We start from the raw sequence: 20,341 nt of genomic DNA, 5'->3' as shown, positions 1-20,341 counted from the left end.
GGGAAAAGAGAAGCAACTTGGGGATGTGAGTTAATCTGGGAGACGTTAAACGTGCCCACCCTGGACTCCACGACAAGGAAGACGAAAGACAGCAATGGAACAACACACCGTGAGTTTCACAGTGCCGAAGGACGACTTCTCTTCAGCACTCGCCTGGGTTGCTCGCTCTTTGCCTTCCAAGCCCACCCAGCCAATTCTGCGTGGCGTAATGATTGAAGCCGACGATGACGGACTTCACCTCTCCGGCTTCGACCGCGAGGTCTCCACTCGCGTGCACATCAACGCGGAAGTCGATGAGCCAGGCAGCATCTTGGTGGCCGGCAAGTTGGTCTCCGACATCGTGGGATCATTGCCAAATAAGCCCATCACCATGCGTTATGAGGATTCCACGGTTACGCTATCCACCGGGTCCTCCCGCTTCGAGCTGCGTCCAATGACCATCGAGGACTACCCCGTTCTGCCGAAGCTTCCAGAAAACACCGGCACGATTGATCCGCACCTGTTTTCTCAAGCCATCTCTCAGGTGGCCGTGGCCGCAGGACGCGATGACACCCTGCCCATGCTCACTGGTGTGCACGTAGAAATTGATGGATCGAATGTGGTTCTGGCCGCCACGGATCGTTTCCGTTTGGCAGTGCGCCAATTCTCGTGGAATCCATCTGATTCTTCGTCGAAGGCAACGTTGTTGGTTCCTGCGCGTACGTTGGCGGACGCCGCACGCTCGCTGGATCCACACAACAACCAGGACATCGCCATTTCCGTGGGATCCGGAGAAAACATCGGCAAGGAGGGCTTGCTGGGCATCGAAATGAACGAGCGTCACATGACCACTCGTTTGCTGGATGCAGAATTCCCCAAGTTCCGTCCCCTGTTGCCACAGAATCACACTGCGCTGGCCAGCGTGGAGATTGATCCTCTGCAGGATGCCATCCGTCGCGTTTCCTTGGTGGCGGACCGCAACGCGCAGATCCAGATGGAATTTTCTGAAGGTAGCGTGACGCTATCGGCCGGCGGCAGCGAAGTGGGTAAGGCAACTGAGCAGTTGCAGTGTGCGTTCACTGGTGAACCATTGACCATCGCCTTCAACCCCGGTTACCTCAAGGACGGTTTGGCGGCGATTGGCTCCCAGCGCGTCGTTTTCGGCTTCACGATGCCTTCCCGCCCCGCCATCCTGATCCCGGAGCCAGCTGAGCTGCCGGAAGCAGATGCCGAGGGAAACTTCCCCACCCCATCCACGGAATTCATTTACCTGCTGATGCCCGTGCGCTTGCCGGGCTAAGCCAACACGGCCTTTCAAGAAAGCACCATGTATGTTCGCGCGCTACACCTCGAAGACTTCCGCTCATGGAAGTCCCTCGATCTGGAGCTTTCTCCAGGTGTAACCGTGTTTTCCGGCCCCAATGGGCACGGGAAAACCAACATCGTGGAGGCGTTGGGCTACCTGGCCCATTTGAGCTCGCACCGGGTCAACAGCGATTCCGCGCTCGTGCGGGAAAATGCCACCGCGTCCATGATTAGTGCCACGGCCGTCAACGGAAGGCGCGAACTCACGGCGCGCATGACGTTGCGTGGCCACGGAGCCAATAAGGCGCACATCAATCGCACCACCTTGGCCACCACCCGCGAGCTGTTGGGCATCGTGCGCACCACGCTGTTTTCACCAGAGGACCTCGCGCTCGTGCGCGGTGAGCCGGAGCAGCGACGCCAATTCCTCGACACCATCATGATCGCCCGCTATCCGCGGCTGGGCGCCGTTAAGGCGGATTATGACAAGGCCCTCAAGCAGCGCAATGCTCTGCTGCGGTCGCACGCGATGCGTTCAGCGCTGGGTGGCACGCGTTCAGAGGAGGAAGAAGCGGCCCTGACCACCCTCGATGTGTGGGATGCTCAGTTGGCGGCGCTGGGTGGGCAGATCATGTCCGCCCGCATTCAGATCGTCCATGATCTGGCTCCGCACCTGGCGCAGACCTATCAGCGCCTGGCCCCCGGGTCGCGTCCGGCGCACGTGTCTTACACCTCCACCATCGATGGCCCGCTGGCTGAAGTGGGTGTTCATCTGGGTCAGTCGGTGCCGGCAGAGCCCACCGCTTTGCTCACTCCGGAGGTCGCCGAGGCAACCCTTCTGCATGCGTTCGCAGACAAGCGTTCGCAAGAAATTGATCGCGGCACGACCTTATTGGGCCCGCACCGCGATGACGTGATTTTGATGCTCGGCACGCAACCGGCCAAGGGTTTCGCCTCCCACGGGGAGTCCTGGTCCGTTGCATTGTCCCTGCGTCTAGGCGCTTTTTTCATGCAGCGTGGCGATGGCACTGAGCCCGTAGTCATCCTCGATGATGTGTTTGCGGAGCTCGATTCTTCCCGACGCCAAGCTCTTGTCTCCCTGATCTCCGATGCCGAGCAAGTACTCATCACGGCCGCGGTGGAGCACGATATCCCGCAAGCGCTGAAGCAAGATGCCACGATAGTGTCTGTCTTAGCGCGAGATACGCCCGACGGCCGTATCTCGGAATTGACTCTCAAGGCAGGTGTAGACGATGAGTGAACAGGATGACTTTCGTTCTGCTGAGCGGCCTGAGAACTCCGCGGAAAACAACGCGGATCACAACCTGGACCCTATCGCCCAGGCTCTCGAAGGATTGAGAAAAGCGGGAGGAAAACCGGGAGCGGCTTTGCCCAGGGTGGCATCGAAAAAAAGAATGAGCGACACACGAGGACGTGGATCGCGCGTGTTTAAGCGACCCACTGGACTCGACGGGCGAGCGGACCGCAGCTACCGAAACCCGAAGTCTTTGCACGATCTGATCAAACCCACCATCGGGCGTTTTGGCTGGGCAGAAGACTTTGCCGTGGGATCGGTGATGAATAACTGGGAAGAAATCGTGGGTCCCACGGTGGCGGATAAGACGCGGCCGGTGGCTTTTGATAAGCGCAAGCGCGAACTGTCTATCGAGTGCGATTCCACGCCGTGGGCCAGCAACCTGCGATTTATGAAGCCGCAGATTCTGCAGGCGATCGAGCGGCTAGCAGGTGAGGATATTGTTCGAGATTTGGAGATTCGTGGGCCAGATCTGGGTCCGAAACGCAAGGGTCGCTACAAAGTTCAAGGTCGAGGGCCACGCGATGATTATGGATGAGATATCCACAGAAGCTGTATCGCTACGTGAATTTGGGGTGCTAACAAGCTAGGATGGTGAGGTTAATGTCCACTGTTTAAGGAGCTTGACCCACCGTGGCAGAATCAAATGCAGCTGAATCCAACGCAGCAGAGTCCTCCGCGGCTCAGCTAGCCGTAAAGAACAATTACGGCGCGGATTCCATCACCATCCTCGAGGGATTGGAAGCTGTCCGTAAGCGCCCCGGCATGTACATCGGTTCCACCGGTGAGCGCGGCCTCCACCACCTGGTGTGGGAAGTTGTGGACAACTCCGTGGATGAGGCCATGGCAGGATACGCCACCACCGTGGGCGTGACCTTGCTGGCTGACGGTGGCGTGGAAGTCACCGATGATGGCCGTGGTATTCCCGTGGAGATGCACCCCACGGGTGCGCCAACCGTCCAGGTGGTTATGACCCAGCTGCACGCCGGCGGCAAGTTCGATTCCGATTCCTATGCGGTCTCCGGTGGTCTGCACGGTGTGGGTATTTCCGTGGTGAACGCGCTGTCCACGCGCATGGAAACGGAGATCAAGCGCGACGGTTACCTGTGGCGCCAGAACTTCGAATACGCTGTTCCCGCTGAGTTGGAGCAGGTGAAGAAGGCCCGTGGCACCGGCACCAAGCAGCGTTTCTGGCCAGATGCAGAGATCTTCGAAACCACGGATTTTAACTTCGACACCGTGGCAAAGCGTCTGCAGGAGATGGCATTCCTGAACAAGGGATTGACCATCGTCCTGACCGATGAGCGTCCCCAGGCTGAGCCGGAGAAGGACGAGCTGGCCGAGGCCACCGAGGATGCTGAAGCACCAAAGTCTGCGGAAGAGAAGAAGGCGGAAGAGGCCAAGAAAAAGGGCCCACGCACCCGCACCTTCCATTACCCAGAAGGTCTCAAGGACTATGTAGACCACATCAACCGCAAGCGCACCCCAGTCCACCCCAGCGTGATCTCCTTTGAAGCCAAGGGCAAGGATCACGAGGTGGAGGTGGCCATGCAGTGGAACAACGGCTACTCCCAGTCCGTGCACACCTTCGCGAACACCATCAACACCTTTGAAGGTGGCACGCACGAGGAAGGCTTCCGCGCCGCGCTGACTTCCTTGATGAACCGCTACGCACGCGATCACAAGTTGCTCAAGGAAAAAGAGTCCAACCTGACCGGCGATGACGTCCGCGAAGGTCTGGCTGCCGTGGTTTCCGTGCGCGTGGGTGATCCTCAGTTCGAGGGTCAGACCAAGACCAAGCTCGGCAACACCGAGATCAAGGGCTTTGTGCAAAAGGCCGTCAACGAGCACCTGACGGATTGGCTGGATGCCAACCCTGCTGAGGCCAAGGCCATCATCAATAAGGCCGTGGCTTCTGCACAGGCTCGCGATGCTGCTCGCAAGGCCCGCGATCTGGTTCGCCGCAAGTCTGCTTCCGATATGGGTGGACTGCCTGGCAAGCTTGCCGATTGCCGCTCCAAGGATCCGAAGCTCTCTGAGCTCTACATCGTGGAGGGTGACTCCGCAGGCGGTTCTGCGAAGTCCGGCCGCGATTCCATGTACCAGGCCATTTTGCCCCTGCGTGGCAAGATCCTGAATGTGGAAAAGGCTCGCATGGACAAGGTGCTGAAGAACAACGAGGTCCAGGCCATTATTACGGCACTGGGCACCGGCATTCACGAAGAGTTCGATATCGCCAAGTTGCGCTATCACAAGATCGTGCTGATGGCCGATGCCGATGTGGACGGCCAGCACATCGCAACGCTGCTGCTCACGCTGCTCTTCCGCTTCATGCGTCCACTGGTGGAGCAGGGATACGTCTACCTGGCTCAGCCACCTCTGTACAAGCTGAAGTGGGGCAAGGGTGAGCCCGGATTCGCGTTCTCCGACCGCGAGCGCGATGCGCAGCTGGAAGAGGGTCTGGCCGCCGGCCGCAAGATCAACAAGGATGACGGCATTCAGCGCTACAAGGGTCTGGGCGAGATGAACGCCAAGGAGCTGTGGGAAACCACGATGGATCCCACCACCCGTACTTTGCGCCGCGTGACCTTGGAAGATGCCGCGGCAGCCGACGAGCTGTTCAGCATCCTCATGGGCGATGACGTGGTTGCTCGCCGCAGCTTCATCACCCAGAACGCCCGCGACGTCCGCTTCCTGGACGTCTAAGCCTGCCGTGTCTACTTCCAAGTCTGCCGCGAAGGACGTCCGCACCAAGGACATTCGTATGCCCGATGGGTCCACGAGTTCGGTTCGTTTGTTCGACGCCAACTCTGAGACTTCGGCTTCTCCTCACAAGCCGTTAATTGTCATCTGGCCGGGCTTCGGCATGGGCGCGCGGTACTACGATCCGATCGCCTTGGAGCTGGCCGCGCGTGGCTATCCCACGGCCACGGGTGAGTTGCGGGGTCAGGGATCGTCGACCGCGGTGGCGTCGAGAAAAAAGACATGGGGATACCACGACCTGGCCTCTCAGGACTACCCGACCACCGTGCGGGCGGCGAAGAAGGAGCTAGGCCTAGCAGAGGATCACCCGACGCTGCTGCTGTGCCACTCGATGGGTGGGCAGATCGCCTCGCTGTTCTTGGCGCGGCCGGAGGCAGAAATGCTGAACGTGCAGGGCATGATCGGTGTGGGCGCGGGAACTCCGTACTACAAGAGTTTTAGTGGTGATTCGAAGCGTCGGTTGCTGTTTGGTGCTCCGGTGATGGGTATCGGCAGCTTGCTGATTGGCTACTGGCCTGGCGGCAAGCTGGACATCGCGGGTTACGGGCGCCAAGCTCGAGCACACACGTGGGAGTGGTTCCGGTTCGGTCGTACCAACACACTGCGCAAACTGCGTGGTCAGGACCGTAATTACATGGATGCGTTGGCGCAGGTAGACAGTAATGTGATGCTGACTCGGTTCACCAACGATGACGATTGCCCGCGGCAATCCGCGCAAAATCTTGTGGACTTGATGCCGTGTGCGAACACTTCTGTGGTGGAGCTGAAGGGCGGCCTAGGCCACAATCGGTGGGCGCGGCAACCCCACATTGTGGTGGACAAGCTGGAAGAATTTGTGGATGAGGCCAAAATTTCTGTGCGATGATTGGCACATGAATTCTCAACTTCTGCGTAAAGCAGTGGCGGTAGTGGCAGCAACGAGCCTGTTCGGCTTGGTAGCCTGCTCCAATTCTGGAGATTCCGCCGATCCAGCCCAGTCAGCAGCATCTGGTTCCACCAGTGGGGACTTGGGGGAGTCCAGCGCTGGGGACAGTTCTGCGGCAAATTCCACCGAGAGTTCTGGTAGCTCGGATGCTTCGGAAAGCGAACAGGCACAGTCCGAAAGCGTGTTTGATGTCAGCTTGGGCGACTGCCTGATGCTAGGGGACGCGCCCTCCGGCGAGGTTAAAGATCTGAACCGCATTGATTGCGATAAGCCACACAATGCGGAGATCTATGCGCAGAAAGATATGGCGGACGGAACCTTCCCCGGCACTGAGGCTGCAGCGAAAGAAGCTAAGACATACTGCGCGCAGGAGTTTGGTCCATTCGTGGGAATCCCCGGATCCGATTCCAAATTAGAAGGCCAATTTATTCACCCCACTCAGGAGAGCTGGGATCAGGAATCTGACCGTCGCATCCAGTGCGTGGTCACCGATCCGGCAGGCGGGGTTACTGGTTCCATGAAGGATGCAAAACGATAGGCCCAAAACCCGCTCTGACATGGGAGATTTAAGAGGAGCCATTAACCGGGAATAGCACTATTACGTGCTAGAATTGGTCGGTCTGTCCCAAGTAGAAAGGAACGCTCTCACGTGAGCGACGATACTAACGGCGGAGATTCCCTCTTCGACAAGATCGAGCCAATTGATCTCCAAGAAGAGATGCAGTCCAGCTACATTGATTACGCCATGAGCGTCATTGTCGGCCGCGCCCTTCCTGAGGTGCGTGACGGACTGAAGCCCGTACACCGCCGCATCCTTTACGCGATGTACGACAACGGCTACCGCCCCGAGCGCAGCTATGTGAAGTCCGCGAAGCCGGTTGCGGACACGATGGGTAACTTCCACCCGCACGGCGACTCGGCGATTTACGACACGCTGGTCCGCATGGCGCAGCCGTGGTCGATGCGATACCCGATGGTTGACGGCCAGGGTAACTTCGGTTCCCGCGGTAGCGATGGCGCTGCGGCCATGCGTTACACCGAGTGCCGGATGACCCCACTGGCGATGGAGATGGTGCGCGATATTCGCGAAAGTACCGTCGTCTTCCAGCCAAATTACGATGGCAAGACTCAGGAGCCAACGGTTCTGCCGTCCCGCGTTCCCAACCTGTTGATGAACGGCTCCGGCGGTATCGCTGTGGGTATGGCTACCAACATTCCTCCGCACAACTTGAACGAGTTGGCCGAGGCCATCTACTGGATGCTGGACAACCACGATGCAGAAGAGGCCGAGGCTCTCGAAGCCTGCATGGCTCGCGTCAAGGGTCCGGATTTCCCAACCGCTGGTCTGATTGTTGGCGATAAAGGCATCGATGATGCCTACCGCACCGGCCGTGGTTCCGTCCGTATGCGCGGTGTGACCAGCATCGAGGAAGAAGGCAGCCGCCAGACCATCGTCATCACGGAGCTTCCGTACCAGGTCAATCCGGATAACTTGGTCTACAACATTGCGGAGCAGGTGCGCGACGGCAAGCTCGCAGGCATCTCGAAGATCGACGATGAGTCCTCCGACCGCGTCGGCATGCGCATCGTGGTTACGCTCAAGCGCGATGCGATCCCTCGCGTGGTGCTGAACAATCTGTACAAGCACTCCCAGCTGCAGACCAGCTTCGGCGTGAACATGCTCTCCATCGTCGATGGCGTGCCTCGCACCCTGCGCTTGGATCAGATGATCCGCCTGTACGTGGATCACCAGATCGACGTTATCGTTCGCCGTACCCAGTACCGTTTGGACGAGGCTGAAAAACGCGCCCACATCTTGCGCGGCTTGGTCAAGGCACTGGACATGTTGGACGAGGTCATCGCCCTGATTCGTCGGTCCGCGACCGTCGATGTGGCACGCGAAGGCCTGATGGATCTGTTGGATATCGATGAGATTCAAGCCGATGCCATCCTGGCCATGCAGTTGCGCCGTCTGGCCGCTCTTGAGCGCCAGAAGATCATGGATGAGCTGCAAGAAATCGAAGAGACCATCGCGGATTTGAAGGACATCTTGGCCTCCGAGGAGCGCCAGCGCACCATAGTTCACGATGAGCTCAAGGAGATTGTGGACAAGTACGGCGATGAGCGGCGCACGCAGATCATCGCTGCAGCTGGCGAGGTATCTGAGGAAGATCTGATCGCACGCGAGAACGTGGTGATCACCATTACCTCAACGGGTTATGCCAAGCGCACCAAGGTGGATAGCTACCGCAGCCAGCGCCGTGGTGGCAAGGGTGTGCGCGGTGCAGAGCTGAAACAAGACGATGTGGTGCGCCACTTCTTCGTCTGTTCCACGCATGACACGGTGCTGTTCTTCACCAACTTTGGTCGTGTTTACCGCTTGCGTGCCTTCGAATTGCCAGAAGCATCGCGTACTGCGCGCGGTCAACACGTAGCGAACCTGCTGGAGTTCCAGCCGGGCGAGCAGATCGCTCAGGTCATCCAGATTCAGAGCTACGAAGACGCTCCGTACCTGGTGCTGGCAACTGCACACGGACGTGTGAAGAAGTCCCGTCTGACGGATTACGATTCCCCACGCTCCGGCGGTTTGATCGCCATCAACCTGAACGAGGACGACCGCCTGGTTGGTGCCCAGCTGTGCACTGACGAGGACGACCTCCTGCTGGTCTCTGAAGAGGGACAGGCCATGCGCTTTACTGCCGATGACGAAACGCTGCGCCCAATGGGCCGCGCCACCGCCGGTGTGAAGGGCATGCGTTTCCGCGGCGAGGATCAACTGCTGGCGCTGACTGTTGTTCGCGAAGGATCCCAGTTGTTCGTGGCTACTTCCGGTGGTTACGGCAAGCGCACGCCAATGGATGAATACCCAGCTAAGGGCCGTGGTGGCCTGGGCGTAGTGACGTTTAAGTACGATCCAAAGCGCGGCAAGCTCATCGGCGCATTGTGTGTCTCTAACGATGACGAGATCCTGGCCATGACGTCTGCGGGTGGCGTGATTCGCACCGAAGTCAGGCAGATCCGAAGCACCTCTCGAGCAACGATGGGCGTGCGCCTGGTTGATCTGGGCAAGGATGTGGAACTGCTGGCTGTGGACCGCAACATCGAAGAAGAAGTTGAGGAACACGCTGAGGCAAAGGCGCAGGAGAAGGAGAAGTAGCCCATGACTTTCCACAGCCCCGGTCCGGACGGCAAAGATAAGGAAAGCTCTAACCCGTACAAGGATGGAGAGGTCTCTAAGGAAGCTGGGGCGAAGGAAGTGAAGGCTGCGAAGCCGGAAGCTGGTGCCAACCCAAAGAAGGCTGCCGCTCCGAAGGCTGCGAAGAGTTCGAAGGAGACTTCGAGTAGTGCCGCTGCCGCCTCTGCCGGCGAGAAAAAGTTGCCTGTAATGAACAATCAGGAGACTGTGGCGGCCAAGGCAGATGTCTCAGCCGAGAAACCTGGTGTCCCAACTAAGAAGCCCGGTGTGATGGAGACCTTGCGGGAGTCAGCTCGAGTCACAGACCCGGAGGAGCGCACCCTTGCATATATCAACCCGCTCAGCGCGTTGAAACTGGGCGCGTCGGTGAACGTGTGCCTGTTGGTGATCGTACTGGTGGCATCCGCCGTGATCTACGCGTTGTTGGGGATCGCAGGCGTGTGGGACAACCTGAATTCTCTTCTCGGGGATCTCACGGGTATGGGATCGTTTGGCAGCGCAGAGTACTTCGGCATCGTGTTGACGGTGGGCATCATTGAAGTGATCATTTTCAGCTTGCTGGCGCCCGTTTTGGCAGTGGTGTACAACCTGTCTGCGAAGCTTGTGGGCGGGCTGCGCATCACCGTGAGCAAGCGCAGCGAATAGCCTTTTGACCAGCCGATTTGGTAAACACCTCAAGGCTGGGTAGAGTACTTTCTTGTTCGAAGGGCCTATAGCTCAGGCGGTTAGAGCGCTTCGCTGATAACGAAGAGGTCACAGGTTCAAGTCCTGTTAGGCCCACCATTCGAACACTTCGAATGAAGATTCGGGGCATTAGCTCAATTGGTAGAGCACCTGCTTTGCAAGCAGGAGGTCAGGAGTTCGATTCTCCTATGCTCCACAGCATCAAAGTGGCGAGGAACAGAAAAAGTTCCTCGCCACTTTTTCACTTGGCCCCGCAAGGCAGCGGGGTGGAGAAATGGCTTCGGGGAAGCAGCCACCACACCCATGACAAACGTCATGCTCAAGTCGTGACGGATTACGTCCGCCACACCGCGTGCGCCGGGCGAAGCTGTAAAGCACGAATCCAGCTGCATGCACAGTAGATACGGCAACCAAGAGGTTCTGTTCGGCCCAAGCCCCGCGAAGCAGTCGCGAAATGCAAGGTCAGCGTGGTTCTGCACACTGGTGGGCTGCTACCGGACCTTTCCGTCAAGGATACGATCCGCATGATCGCCCCCACCTTCCCCAAGCCCCGCGATGTGGACGAAGTGACAACGGAAACCAACCTTACGCATCTCGCCAAGCAGGCCGTCAAGCGTTGTTCGGGCGGCGAGAAGCAGCGAGTCCGTCAGGCGCTGGCGATCCTCGGCTCACCTGACCTGCTGATTCTGGACGAACCCACCGCTGGCATGGACCCGAACGCCAGATGAGCACGTGGGCAAGCGGGGAAGACCTGCCTGCTGGGGTCACCGAAGTAATTCAAGATGGTGACCGCCTCACGTTCACGGTGCTGAACCTGAAAAGACATCTGCCTAATATCTCCAACCTCGTGTTTTCTATGTTTTCGCCCCTCCTGTTCTTTCTCTTGTTCGGGTCGCTACAGGATTAGGGGGCGGAGATGATGAAGCACGGCAACGTCACTGCTTACGCGATGGTGGGCATGGCCGTCTACGGCGGCATTACCGCAGCGGTATCCACGGTGGGAACCACTGTGGTGGAGCAGACCACAGGATGGGGGAGGCAGCTGGCGCTAACCCCGATGACTGGTTCCCAATTGCTGACTAGGTAATGCGTGGTCATCTTGTTCCGCGCAATGTTCCCCGTCGCGGCGGTGTCTCTGCTGGTCATCTTTCTGGAGTTTCAGGATGATCCACTCTTTGCCACCTACATGCTGCTGGTGGCCAGTTCCTCTGCCGTGATCGTGCCTTTAGCCTTGGCAGTTGATTTTGGTGATGAGCGAAAGCGCGACGAACAGAACCTCTTCGTTCTCCAGGAGCGTGAACGATTAGCGCGAGACGTTCAAGATCTCCTGGGACACTCGCTGACCGTGATTAACCTCAAGGCAGAGCTACGCGGGCGGTCGTGGATAACGACCCTAAAGTGGCTCGCGCAGAGTTGGAAGAGATCGTGCATCTTTTCCGCACCGCCTTGGCAAAGGTGCGCTCCACAGTTACTCGTATCGAAAGGCCAGACTTTGCTGGAGAGGTTTCTGCAGCTCAGCGGGCGATGGAAACCGCTGGGATACAAGCAGACCTGCCCAACCCAGACTCTGCCCAACACATCAGCGGCGTGAATGCGCAGCTATATTCTTGGGTATTGCGGGAGGCCGTGACGAATACTGTTCGGCACGCTGAAGCGAGCTCATGCCGCGTTATCGTTACTGCAGATCAGTGCAAGGGTGGTCTCCGCGGCTTCCAGCGACGTGCTGAAGAAGCGTGCCCCGCGGGTGCGCTCGTCGATTGTCACCACATTTGGCAAGCCCGGTTATGTGCGCAGAGCCCTGCAGGAAGGTGACAGCGGGTTCATCGTCAAAGACACCCCGCCGGCGCAGCTGGCCGAAGCTATTAGACGGGTGGCGTCCGGACTGAGAGTGGTGGATCCCACGCTCGCTGAGGATTCATTGTTCACCCCAGCCAATCCTTTGACCGAGCGAGAAACCGAGGTGTGTCAGGTGGCACGACATGGTGGGAGCATCAGCGAAATAGCAAATGAACTGCACTTATCTTCAGGAACAGTGAGAAATCACATGTTATCTCTGATTCCAAAGACGGGGACAGGCAATCGTCACGCTGCCGTGCGGGCCGCCGAAGATAATGGGTGGCTCTAAGCCACCACAGTCTCTACGTCCGCAGTCTCAGCGTTGTTCGTCGCTCCGCCACGCCCTGCTTCGTCGAGTACAGCATCGCCACGGGCAGCGACGCTCTCACGCTGATCGCAGACCACGCCGTAGCCCATGTCCCACTCCAGCATGGACTGAGCCAGATCTTGCTCGCCCACGAACAGAGCCGTCGCCCAAATGTCAGCCCAGGTAATCGACGGGCCGAACACGGAGATTGCCCCTTCGTGCTGGCTAACCTCCTGCTGGGCTGCATCGCTGAGATCTCCGAAGTCATAGGTGCGGGAGTCCACAGGCGTTGGCCGGTACAGGTGGTTGCCCCGCGCGTAGGTGCCCGTGGTAGCCACCGCTCCCTCGTATAGCGTGACCGTCCCTAACAGGGAATTCGGATCCTCGGCGCTTTCAATACCTACGGTCCACGGCCAGTGTTCATTCGCTCCGCCCACCAACACATCGCCGCCACCGTTCAGGCACCAAGTCAACCCGTCAGCCTTCAGTGGTTTGAGGTGCTCGCTGGCCACCTCCATGGCCAAGCCCTTGACCAAGCCCGTGGGATCAAAGACCAGATCCGACCCTTCAGTCACAAACGCTTCGAAGTATCCCCGGGTCACCTCCTTGGCCTGTTGTGCCAGCTCAAAACAGGTAGCGACACGAGAATCCAGCTGGGACATGTCCTCGCCGCGGGCTAAGCGGTTAATGTCTGAATCTTGCTTCCATCGGGAGAAGATGGCGTCGAACTCCCGAAGAGTGCTCCACACGGACTCGGAGGCATCCACGAGACGCTGCTCGAGACCGGCCCGCCAATTCTTTTCACTAATCAGGCCGTAATTGGAGGTTGCTCGAAGAGCCGGGCGGATGTGCAGGGAAAACGGAAGGCCCATAATCTGTTCAACGGCGACAAAGGGCTGCATGGTGTGGTTCATGATGAAAATCTTTTCTTGAAAATCCAAAGAGAGGGTTTACAATCCGGCCTGGCTTCGTGCGGAGGATGACCTATCTACTCAACATGGCGCGAGACGGTAGGGAAGGGGATTGATAAAGATTATTTCAACCCGCGAACCTGAGATAAAGCTGAGAATGAGTGGTGATCCTATCCCCATTTTCAGTGGAGTTTTCAGGCAGGAATCCTCTGAGATTCATGCGGTATGACCTGCGAAGTTCTTGGAAGAGACGGGCAAAAATGTGGCAATGACCGCGGAGCGGAAACTGTGAGTAGGCCGCGATGTCTTGGGCTGCGGTAAATTGATTGGCATGTCTCTCATTGAGCTTCGCGATGTGCGAAAGATATATTCAGCTAAGAAAGGCGAGGTCAGAGCGCTAGACGGTCTGAACCTTAGCGTCGAAGAAGGCACCGTTCGTGGACTACTCGGCCCCAACGGTGCGGGAAAAACTACCACAGTGAAGGTGCTGACCACCCTCATCAAGCCCACCTCGGGGCAGGCCACCGTTGCGGGTCTAGACGTGATGAAGCAGCCGGATGACGTGCGCAAGATCATCGGCGCGTCGGGGCAGTACGCCACGATCGACGAGGAGCTCACCGCCCGCGAGAACCTGATTCTCATCGGCCGCTTGTTCCACCTCGGGGACAAGCGCGCCAAGGCGCGGGCGGACGAGCTGCTGGAGATTTTCACCTTGGAAAAGGCCGCGAACCGGCCAATCAAAGGCTTTTCTGGTGGCATGCGCCGGCGTGCTGACCTGGCTGCGTCGCTGGTCAATGACCCGAAGATCCTCTTCCTAGATGAGCCAACCACCGGCCTAGATCCGGCCGCCCGCTTGGCTTTGTGGGACGTGATTCGCGATCGAGTCAGCCGCGGCACCACCTTGCTGCTGACCACCCAGTACCTCGAGGAAGCCGATGCGCTGGCCGATGAGATTAGCGTGGTGGACCACGGACAGGTCATCGCAGAAGGCACCGCCGACGAGCTGAAGACTCGCGTGGGTGGGCAGCGCGTGTACGTCACCGTTGTGGACAACGACGATGTGGAGATTGCCCGACGCCTGGTAGCTGGCGTGGCCAACAGCGAGGACGCAGTTTCCGTACAGGACCGTACCGTGGCCGCGCAGGTGCACGACGGCACCTCGGCGCTGCAACTGCTGCTGGCAGGAGTAAAAGACAACGACATCGCAGTACACGATGCAGGCTTGGCACGCCCCAGCCTGGATGACGTGTTCCTGCAGCTCACGGGTGGAAAGGCCGGTGAAGGACAATGAGTCAATGGCTAAATGACGTGCGCGCGGTCACCACGCGCAACATCATCCGCGCTAAGCGGACCCCCGATGTCATCGTGTTTGCAGTGCTGCAGCCCATCATGTTCGTGGTGCTGTTCAGCCAGGTATTCGGCGGTGCCATCAACGTGCCGGGTACGGATTATACGAACTTCCTGATGGCGGGCATTTTCGCGCAGACGGCCATCTTCGGCGCGACCTTCAGTGGCATGTTCATGGTGCAGGACAAGAAGGACGGCCTGATTGACCGCTTCCGCACGCTGCCCATGAGCAACTCCGCTGTGGTGTTTGCCCGCACCTTCACGGACCTGCTGCTCAACGCCGTATCGCTGCTGGTCATGGTGCTGACCGGACTGGCCGTAGGATGGCGCCCGGAATCTGGCATCGGGGGATTCCTCGCGGGCTACGGCCTGCTACTGATCTTCAGCTGGTCCTTCTCTTGGGTCCTGGTGTGGCTGGGACTGATGGTGAAGTCCGTGGAGGCGATGAACTCCGCGACATTCATGGTTCTGTTCCCATTGACGTTCCTATCGAACGCCTTCGTGCCTAGCGACAGCATGCCCAAGGTGCTGCAGGTCTTCGCGGAATGGAACCCTGTGTCTTCGCTGGTGCAGGCCACGCGTCAGCTGTTCGGCAACCTGGGTGATGCACCCGTGCCTGATTCCTGGCCAATGCAGAACCCGCTGATCGCGGTGTTTGGCGGCATCATCGTGTTCGTGGTGATCTTCTGCCCACTGGCTATCCGCCGCTACAACCAGTCCTCTTAAGCAGAGCGAGCTGGGGCAGCCTCGGCACGAAAATGCCGAGGTGAGGCCACCAACCACAGCACAACGAACGCGGCAATCATCCACCACATGTAGGCATTGCCCAGCACGTGCCAGAAAATATTCCACTCCTGTTCCACATTTCTGCTGGAGGGCGCGACTGTTCGGGGGGACACCGCGCAACACACAATCCCGCTGATCGCGAGGCCAGCCAGCAGCTTTAGCTGCGCAGGAGTCCACACACCCTCCGGCCGGGAAGCTGGATCACACCAATAAATTCCCAGTACCACCACGAACACCGCCACCCACACAAAGTGGTGATCCCAAGAAACTGGGCTGGCCAGCAGTCCGAAGAACGCGTTGACGCACAAAGCCAGCACCGGCAAGCCCCTGCGGAAAAGGCGGATCATCACCGCGACGGTGGCCACCAGCGCGATGCCCACCAAAAGTAGCCACCAGGCGGTACCGGCGTCTGCAGTGCGCACGCCTAGGCGCCACAGCTCGCCATTGAACGACTGGTTAGAGGAATACCCCAGCCCTCCAATGCGATCGGTCTTCTGGAGAGTGCCAAACCAGTAGCGCATAGAGGCGTCGGGCAGAAAGAGGAACCCAGTACCGGTGGCGACCAGGGCAGATACGCCCATGCGAAGGATCGAGGGGACGTCCTTGCGGAGCAAGAACCACAAGCCAAACACCGCCGGAGTGAGCTTGAACGCGGTGGCCAGGCCGGTGAGAATGCCGCGGAAACGAGGCGGCACCACGGTCGCATCCAGCACAATCATCAACACCAAAATCAGGTTGACCTGGCCATAGTTCAACGTGGAAGCCACAGGCCCGAAGAAAATCAGCGCGCCCGTGAGGAAGACCACGAGCCAACGGACAGTCGTGGCGGGCAGGCGACCGAGATGAGTAAGCAGCAGCCAGACGATGCCAGCGATTGCAGCGATGTTGACGATTCCAAAGACCAACGATGCCCCGTGAGCAGTGAAAATAGTCAACGGGACGAACGCCAGCGCGGAGATCGGCGGGTAAGTGAAGGGCAGGAAAATGTCATCGCTGATGAGGAAGGATCCGGAGTACAGGTCCTGGCCGTCCAAAAGTCGCTGTGCGCCCAGGCGGTAGACGTCCGTATCCAGGCGATAACGGATCCCGGTGGATGTGAACAGCGACCACGTCACTGCCACCAGCGCCAGCAGCGCGGCTACCCAGCGGAAAGCCACGGCGTTGCGGCGATCCCGCGAGATGCTTTGAGGGCTGCTGCCATGCGGGTCAGAAGCATCGCGAGATGTGACAGTGATGCGGCGGAGTTGGTTCATTCAGCGGCTAACTTTTCGATGTTTTTGTAGACGGATCCACTTTATTCCATGCCCCGCCAGCGGGTTGTTTTCTACCCTTAGCCATGGGGTGATCCCCGGCCAGTGAGGCGCTCTATCCAAAGGTCAACGAGTAGATCGTGAGCCCTTTAGAGACCTCGATATCGATAACCTCAGAGCGCGACTTGGAAGCGCGGACGAGGTCGAGCGTGCCGTCGGAAGAAACGTGGTGCACCTCGCGCTTGCCGTCCGGATGGGTGACGGTTACCGTTCCTCTGCCCGACGCCACCAGTTGCACGCGCGCGGCCGTGTAGTTCAGATGCACGACGCCAGGCTTGTCCACCGGCGTGATGGATTGCTCCGCCAGCCGCCATCGACCCTCTAGGGAGAAGCGCCGCACCGCCGTGGTGTGCCTTGTCTGTTTCGACGCTGCGGTGTTGGTCGGTTTTCTTTTACGACGCCAACTCGATTCCTTTCCGCATTATCGCTTTTGGGCCTGGTTTGTCTCCCAAGCCGTGGCGACGGTGCTGAATTTCCTGTTGCAGAACTTCAGGGTATTCCGGGCCGGCAGGCTTTCCGACTAGATCTGCGCGGCGGCGCCCTACCGCCAGCTACCGGAGTCTTACCGGAACGGTACCTCGCCAATCGCGCGGCGCAGCTTGCGCGTCCGCAGCCGCTCCGGCGCCTCAGCCAGCGTCTCCATCGCCCGCACCGCACACATCACGTGCGCCTGCTTGGAGTTCGAGTAGAACGCCTGCGCCCCAGCAGGCAGCTTCGGCACGGCGTGAAGTGGCAGGTCAGAGACACTCAGCAACGTTCCATACGGCACGCGGTACCGGTAACCATTGGCCGCCAACGTGCAGCTTTCCATGTCCACCGCCACCGCCGTGGATCCGCGCAGCCACTCCCACAGATCCTTCTGCGTGTGCCACTCCCAGTTCCTATCGTCGGTGGAAATCACCGTGCCAGTACGCATGAGCTGCTGGTCATCGCCATAAATCTCATCCACACTCGCCTCCAGCGCACGCTGAACCTCCGGCACCGCGGGGATCGGCACGGCCGAGGGAATGTAGCGCTCCAAGATGTGATCGTGACGCTGGTAGGCATTGCCCAGAATCAGATCGCCGATCCGCATGCGCGCGTCCAGGCCCGCGCAGTGGCCAATCATGATCCACGCCTCCGGCCGCAGCGCCGCCAGCGAATCCGTGATGGTCTTCGCGTTCGCTGGGCCCACGCCAATGTTGATCATGGTGATGCCGCTGCCATCATCGGCCACCAGGTCGTAGCGCGGCATTTGAAATTCGGATTCGAGGTTGAGTGTGGCGTCGTCGGCAACAATCTTTAGGGCCTGCGACCTGGTGATTTTCCGACCATCCGGCATGTGCAACGACGTATACCGGGACCCCTCGCGGGCGATCTGCTGCACGCCGAAATTCACGAATTCGCTGGTGTGCATCGCATAGTTGGTGAACAGGATGAACTTCTGCACGCTGGCGGCGCTGATGCCGGTGTAGTGACGAATGCGCTGACAGGCGATGTCGAAGCGCTCGGGGCCGAAGTGGAACAGCGGCTTTTCGGCGGCGTGGAAAACGTCCCAGTGGCCGTCGATGATCGCGTCATCAACATCGTCGAGGGAGGGCCGTGGGATGATGTCGCTGACGTCGCCGGCGCGCCGGGCTTCGTTGATTCCTTCAATGCCGTCGATGTACTCCGGCGGGATTTTTTTATCCGACGCCAACACCGTCACCTCGCACTTATAGTTCGAGGTCAGGCGGGTGAGCTGTTCCGTGAGATAGCTGCGGATGATGCTGGGGTGGGAGATGACGGCGGAATAAGTGCCACCTTCGTTCACGTATCCGAAAGGCTCCGAACGATCGATGGGCTGCCATTTCTGCACGTCAACGATGAGTTTGGGGTAGCGAACGGCATCATATCCGTCATAATTGCCGGTCTCGAGGGCAGTTCTGGCGACGCTGCAGGAGCGCTCGTAGATGTCCACGAGTTGCTGGACGGCGGCATCGACGATGTGGCGATCGGAATGGGACATGGAGTTGCCCTTTCGCGAGGTTGGAAACGGTGGTGCGTGAAGTGTGTTGTTCAGCCTAGCTGCGGGTTCGGTACTGTGATGATGACGAGTATTTCTGTTGCTTTATTCAAGGGGAGCATTCCATGGGCTTTGCCGCGGGCATTGATGCGAGCAGTTTCGCGCTGGCTTTTGGACTGACGCTGTTTGCCGGTTTGGCCACGGGCATCGGCGGGCTGATTTCTGTGCTTCAGCGCTCGACGACCACACGCTTCCTCGCGACCTCGCTGGGTTTTTCTGCGGGCGTGATGCTCTACGTTTCGATGATGGAGCTGCTGCCACAGGGCATTGACCACTTGCGGCAGGACATGGGGGAGCGCCCTGCAAACTGGCTGGCAGTGGGGGCTTTCTTCGTGGGCATTGCGGTGATCGGTGTGATTGACCGGTTAGTGCCCGAGGAGGTCAATCCGCACGAGCCGGAGGGTGCTGCGGGGAAGAAGAGCGGTGCGCGGGGATCCGCGATGATGAAAACCGGTGTGATGACTGCGATGGCCATCAGTATTCACAATTTCCCGGAGGGTTTTGCGACGTTTGTCTCTGGGTTGGAGGATCTGACTATTGCGCTTCCGGTGGCGGTGGCGATTGCGATCCACAACATTCCGGAAGGCATTGCGATCGGTGTGCCAGTGCGCGAAGCCACGGGTGATCGGCGCAAGGCTTTCTGGTGGGCGACACTATCCGGGCTGGCCGAGCCTCTGGGCGCGCTGGTGGGCTTCCTGCTGCTGATGCCACTAATGGGGCCGCTGGCTCTGGGGATTATTTTTCCAGTGGTGGCGGGAATCATGGTCTTCATCAGCCTGGATGAGCTGCTGCCCGCGGCTATTTCTACGGGCAAGCACCATGCTGCAATCTATGGGCTGATCGCGGGCATGGCTGTGATGGCGCTGTCTCTGCTGCTGTTTATTTAGCGGTTGGGGTTGGCTGCGTGAGGATTTGTAGGTAGGCGTTTATTCACAAGATTTCGCGGATTGTGGATTCATTGTGAGATTAGGGCGCATCTAATTGCATCGATGTGGCTTCGTCTGAATAAAGCGTGGAGCTTTGTGAAATAGCTATTCGGTTACAGGTCCGCATGGCACGGCTGTCCCCGTCGATGATGAAAACGTCGATGAGCTCGGTAGGCGTGGAAGACTGAGTGACCTCATGCCCAGCGACTTCGAGCAATTGGGCAAGACCTGCCCGCAGCCATCGCCACCGATCAACCTGATGATGAAGGAATTCGACGGTGTCAGCGTTGACAGCACGGCAATGTTGTTTCTGTTCTTGACCCCTGTTTTTGCGCCACCGCTCATCGCGGCGCTGGGATCGTTGTGCGTCTTGGCGCCGAGATTGCGGAGCGACAGTATTGTGCTCCGGCGATCAGGTGGGTCGGTTGCACAACGGTATGCGTTGTTGGTTTGGGAAGCCGTTGTGGTCTCGTCGACGTCAGGCTTGCTCACCTTGGCAATTGTGTTGTTCGGAGTGCTCAGCACCAATCATGTGATCCGTGGCGATGTCCTCTATCCAGGTTGGGTTTCAAGCATCTTGTGGGGACCATTCATAGGAATTATCGGTGTCATGGCCTTGGCAATGTTTGCGATCAAGTTCGCACTAGTCACTTGAAGTGCCCTAGGTTTTGTTCCTAGGCATGTGCCTTGATTTCCATTATTCCTTG

Annotated in this window: 21 protein-coding genes and 2 tRNA genes; 19 read left to right on the top strand and 4 right to left on the bottom strand. The window is 58.8% G+C overall.

Annotated elements, in window-relative coordinates:
* Positions 1-94: 94 nt before the first annotated feature.
* The 14 genes from dnaN (at position 95) to IM764_RS07765 (ending at position 12,292) form a co-directional block, all read left to right on the top strand.
* Entirely contained in the window at positions 95-1,279 is a 1,185-nt protein-coding gene (gene dnaN, locus IM764_RS07830; RefSeq protein ID WP_099298545.1) for a DNA polymerase III subunit beta, read from the top strand.
* A gap of 27 nt (positions 1,280-1,306) precedes the next feature.
* Positions 1,307-2,545 (top strand): DNA replication/repair protein RecF, encoded by a 1,239-nt coding sequence (recF, locus tag IM764_RS07825; RefSeq protein WP_099298546.1) that lies wholly within the window; start codon positions 1,307-1,309, stop codon positions 2,543-2,545.
* Positions 2,538-3,137: a DUF721 domain-containing protein gene (locus IM764_RS07820; RefSeq protein ID WP_099298547.1), complete on the top strand. Its 600-nt coding sequence runs from the start codon at positions 2,538-2,540 to the stop codon at positions 3,135-3,137. Before recF ends, IM764_RS07820 begins: the two co-directional genes overlap by 8 nt.
* A 95-nt stretch (positions 3,138-3,232) precedes the next feature.
* Complete coding sequence (gene gyrB, locus IM764_RS07815) at positions 3,233-5,305, top strand: DNA topoisomerase (ATP-hydrolyzing) subunit B (protein ID WP_099298548.1); 2,073 nt, start codon at positions 3,233-3,235, stop codon at positions 5,303-5,305.
* Positions 5,306-5,312: 7 nt separating this feature from the next.
* A complete protein-coding gene (locus IM764_RS07810) occupies positions 5,313-6,227 on the top strand; it encodes an alpha/beta fold hydrolase (protein WP_288802033.1) in 915 nt (304 codons plus the stop codon).
* 7 nt (positions 6,228-6,234) lie between these two features.
* Positions 6,235-6,825, top strand: a complete 591-nt coding sequence (locus tag IM764_RS07805) for a septum formation family protein (protein ID WP_194187477.1) — start codon at positions 6,235-6,237, stop codon at positions 6,823-6,825.
* 111 nt (positions 6,826-6,936) lie between these two features.
* A complete protein-coding gene (gyrA, locus tag IM764_RS07800; protein WP_194187476.1) occupies positions 6,937-9,444 on the top strand; it encodes a DNA gyrase subunit A in 2,508 nt (835 codons plus the stop codon).
* Between the two features lie 3 nt (positions 9,445-9,447).
* Positions 9,448-10,128, top strand: coding sequence for a DUF3566 domain-containing protein (locus IM764_RS07795; protein ID WP_194187475.1), 681 nt, complete (start codon positions 9,448-9,450; stop codon positions 10,126-10,128).
* A gap of 61 nt (positions 10,129-10,189) precedes the next feature.
* Positions 10,190-10,266, top strand: a tRNA-Ile gene (locus IM764_RS07790).
* A gap of 24 nt (positions 10,267-10,290) precedes the next feature.
* Positions 10,291-10,363 (top strand) — tRNA-Ala (locus tag IM764_RS07785).
* Between the two features lie 205 nt (positions 10,364-10,568).
* Entirely contained in the window at positions 10,569-10,895 is a 327-nt protein-coding gene (locus IM764_RS07780) for an ATP-binding cassette domain-containing protein (protein ID WP_288802048.1), read from the top strand.
* A 188-nt stretch (positions 10,896-11,083) separates the two neighbouring features.
* On the top strand, positions 11,084-11,254 hold the full coding sequence (locus tag IM764_RS07775) for a hypothetical protein (RefSeq protein WP_159460960.1): 171 nt from the start codon (positions 11,084-11,086) through the stop codon (positions 11,252-11,254).
* A gap of 3 nt (positions 11,255-11,257) precedes the next feature.
* A complete protein-coding gene (locus tag IM764_RS07770) occupies positions 11,258-11,758 on the top strand; it encodes a histidine kinase (protein ID WP_194187474.1) in 501 nt (166 codons plus the stop codon).
* 129 nt (positions 11,759-11,887) lie between these two features.
* Positions 11,888-12,292: a response regulator transcription factor gene (locus tag IM764_RS07765; protein WP_312588866.1), complete on the top strand. Its 405-nt coding sequence runs from the start codon at positions 11,888-11,890 to the stop codon at positions 12,290-12,292.
* Here IM764_RS07765 and IM764_RS07760 read toward each other — a convergent pair.
* A complete protein-coding gene (locus IM764_RS07760; RefSeq protein WP_194187473.1) occupies positions 12,289-13,224 on the bottom strand; it encodes an FAD:protein FMN transferase in 936 nt (311 codons plus the stop codon). The two genes, IM764_RS07765 and IM764_RS07760, sit on opposite strands and share 4 nt — an antisense overlap.
* Before the next feature lie 328 nt (positions 13,225-13,552).
* Here IM764_RS07760 and IM764_RS07755 point away from each other — a divergent pair, with 328 nt between their 5' ends.
* Positions 13,553-14,512: an ATP-binding cassette domain-containing protein gene (locus IM764_RS07755; RefSeq protein WP_194187472.1), complete on the top strand. Its 960-nt coding sequence runs from the start codon at positions 13,553-13,555 to the stop codon at positions 14,510-14,512.
* On the top strand, positions 14,509-15,294 hold the full coding sequence (locus IM764_RS07750; RefSeq protein WP_194187471.1) for an ABC transporter permease: 786 nt from the start codon (positions 14,509-14,511) through the stop codon (positions 15,292-15,294). Before IM764_RS07755 ends, IM764_RS07750 begins: the two co-directional genes overlap by 4 nt.
* On the opposite strand, the gene IM764_RS07745 is transcribed toward IM764_RS07750, so the two are convergent.
* Together IM764_RS07745 and IM764_RS07740 are read right to left on the bottom strand one after the other, a co-directional pair.
* Positions 15,291-16,607 carry a glycosyltransferase 87 family protein gene (locus IM764_RS07745; protein WP_194187470.1) on the bottom strand — a complete coding sequence of 439 codons (1,317 nt, stop codon included), beginning with the start codon at positions 16,605-16,607 and terminating at the stop codon, positions 15,291-15,293. The genes IM764_RS07750 and IM764_RS07745 overlap by 4 nt on opposite strands.
* A 112-nt stretch (positions 16,608-16,719) precedes the next feature.
* Positions 16,720-17,004 carry a hypothetical protein gene (locus IM764_RS07740; protein ID WP_194187469.1) on the bottom strand — a complete coding sequence of 95 codons (285 nt, stop codon included), beginning with the start codon at positions 17,002-17,004 and terminating at the stop codon, positions 16,720-16,722.
* Between IM764_RS07740 and IM764_RS10370 the strand changes: the two genes are divergently transcribed.
* Entirely contained in the window at positions 16,940-17,188 is a 249-nt protein-coding gene (locus IM764_RS10370; protein ID WP_228073654.1) for a GtrA family protein, read from the top strand. The two genes, IM764_RS07740 and IM764_RS10370, sit on opposite strands and share 65 nt — an antisense overlap.
* A 38-nt stretch (positions 17,189-17,226) precedes the next feature.
* Here IM764_RS10370 and amn read toward each other — a convergent pair whose 3' ends face one another.
* Positions 17,227-18,651 carry an AMP nucleosidase gene (gene amn / locus IM764_RS07735; RefSeq protein WP_194187468.1) on the bottom strand — a complete coding sequence of 475 codons (1,425 nt, stop codon included), beginning with the start codon at positions 18,649-18,651 and terminating at the stop codon, positions 17,227-17,229.
* 140 nt (positions 18,652-18,791) lie between these two features.
* On the opposite strand from amn, the gene zupT reads away from it, so the two are divergent.
* Together zupT and IM764_RS07725 are read left to right on the top strand one after the other, a co-directional pair.
* Positions 18,792-19,595 (top strand): zinc transporter ZupT, encoded by an 804-nt coding sequence (gene zupT / locus IM764_RS07730; RefSeq protein ID WP_099298592.1) that lies wholly within the window; start codon positions 18,792-18,794, stop codon positions 19,593-19,595.
* 235 nt (positions 19,596-19,830) lie between these two features.
* Complete coding sequence (locus tag IM764_RS07725; RefSeq protein WP_194187467.1) at positions 19,831-20,289, top strand: hypothetical protein; 459 nt, start codon at positions 19,831-19,833, stop codon at positions 20,287-20,289.
* The last annotated feature ends 52 nt before the right edge of the window (positions 20,290-20,341 follow it).

Source organism: Corynebacterium sp. ED61 (assembly GCF_015233855.1).
In the GTDB taxonomy this organism is placed as follows: domain Bacteria; phylum Actinomycetota; class Actinomycetes; order Mycobacteriales; family Mycobacteriaceae; genus Corynebacterium; species Corynebacterium dentalis.
Note: the sequence above shows the minus strand (reverse complement) of the source record. Positions and strands in the feature narration are given on the sequence as shown.

Coding starts and splice junctions, on each gene's coding strand:
- IM764_RS07760 (WP_194187473.1), bottom strand. CDS start 13,224: ATGAACCACACCATGCAGCCCTTTGTCGCCGTTGAACAGATTATGGGC.
- IM764_RS07755 (WP_194187472.1), top strand. CDS start 13,553: ATGTCTCTCATTGAGCTTCGCGATGTGCGAAAGATATATTCAGCTAAG.
- IM764_RS07805 (WP_194187477.1), top strand. CDS start 6,235: ATGAATTCTCAACTTCTGCGTAAAGCAGTGGCGGTAGTGGCAGCAACG.
- IM764_RS07795 (WP_194187475.1), top strand. CDS start 9,448: ATGACTTTCCACAGCCCCGGTCCGGACGGCAAAGATAAGGAAAGCTCT.
- dnaN (WP_099298545.1), top strand. CDS start 95: ATGGAACAACACACCGTGAGTTTCACAGTGCCGAAGGACGACTTCTCT.
- IM764_RS07750 (WP_194187471.1), top strand. CDS start 14,509: ATGAGTCAATGGCTAAATGACGTGCGCGCGGTCACCACGCGCAACATC.
- IM764_RS07725 (WP_194187467.1), top strand. CDS start 19,831: ATGCCCAGCGACTTCGAGCAATTGGGCAAGACCTGCCCGCAGCCATCG.
- IM764_RS07775 (WP_159460960.1), top strand. CDS start 11,084: ATGATGAAGCACGGCAACGTCACTGCTTACGCGATGGTGGGCATGGCC.
- IM764_RS07820 (WP_099298547.1), top strand. CDS start 2,538: ATGAGTGAACAGGATGACTTTCGTTCTGCTGAGCGGCCTGAGAACTCC.
- IM764_RS07745 (WP_194187470.1), bottom strand. CDS start 16,607: ATGAACCAACTCCGCCGCATCACTGTCACATCTCGCGATGCTTCTGAC.
- recF (WP_099298546.1), top strand. CDS start 1,307: ATGTATGTTCGCGCGCTACACCTCGAAGACTTCCGCTCATGGAAGTCC.
- amn (WP_194187468.1), bottom strand. CDS start 18,651: ATGTCCCATTCCGATCGCCACATCGTCGATGCCGCCGTCCAGCAACTC.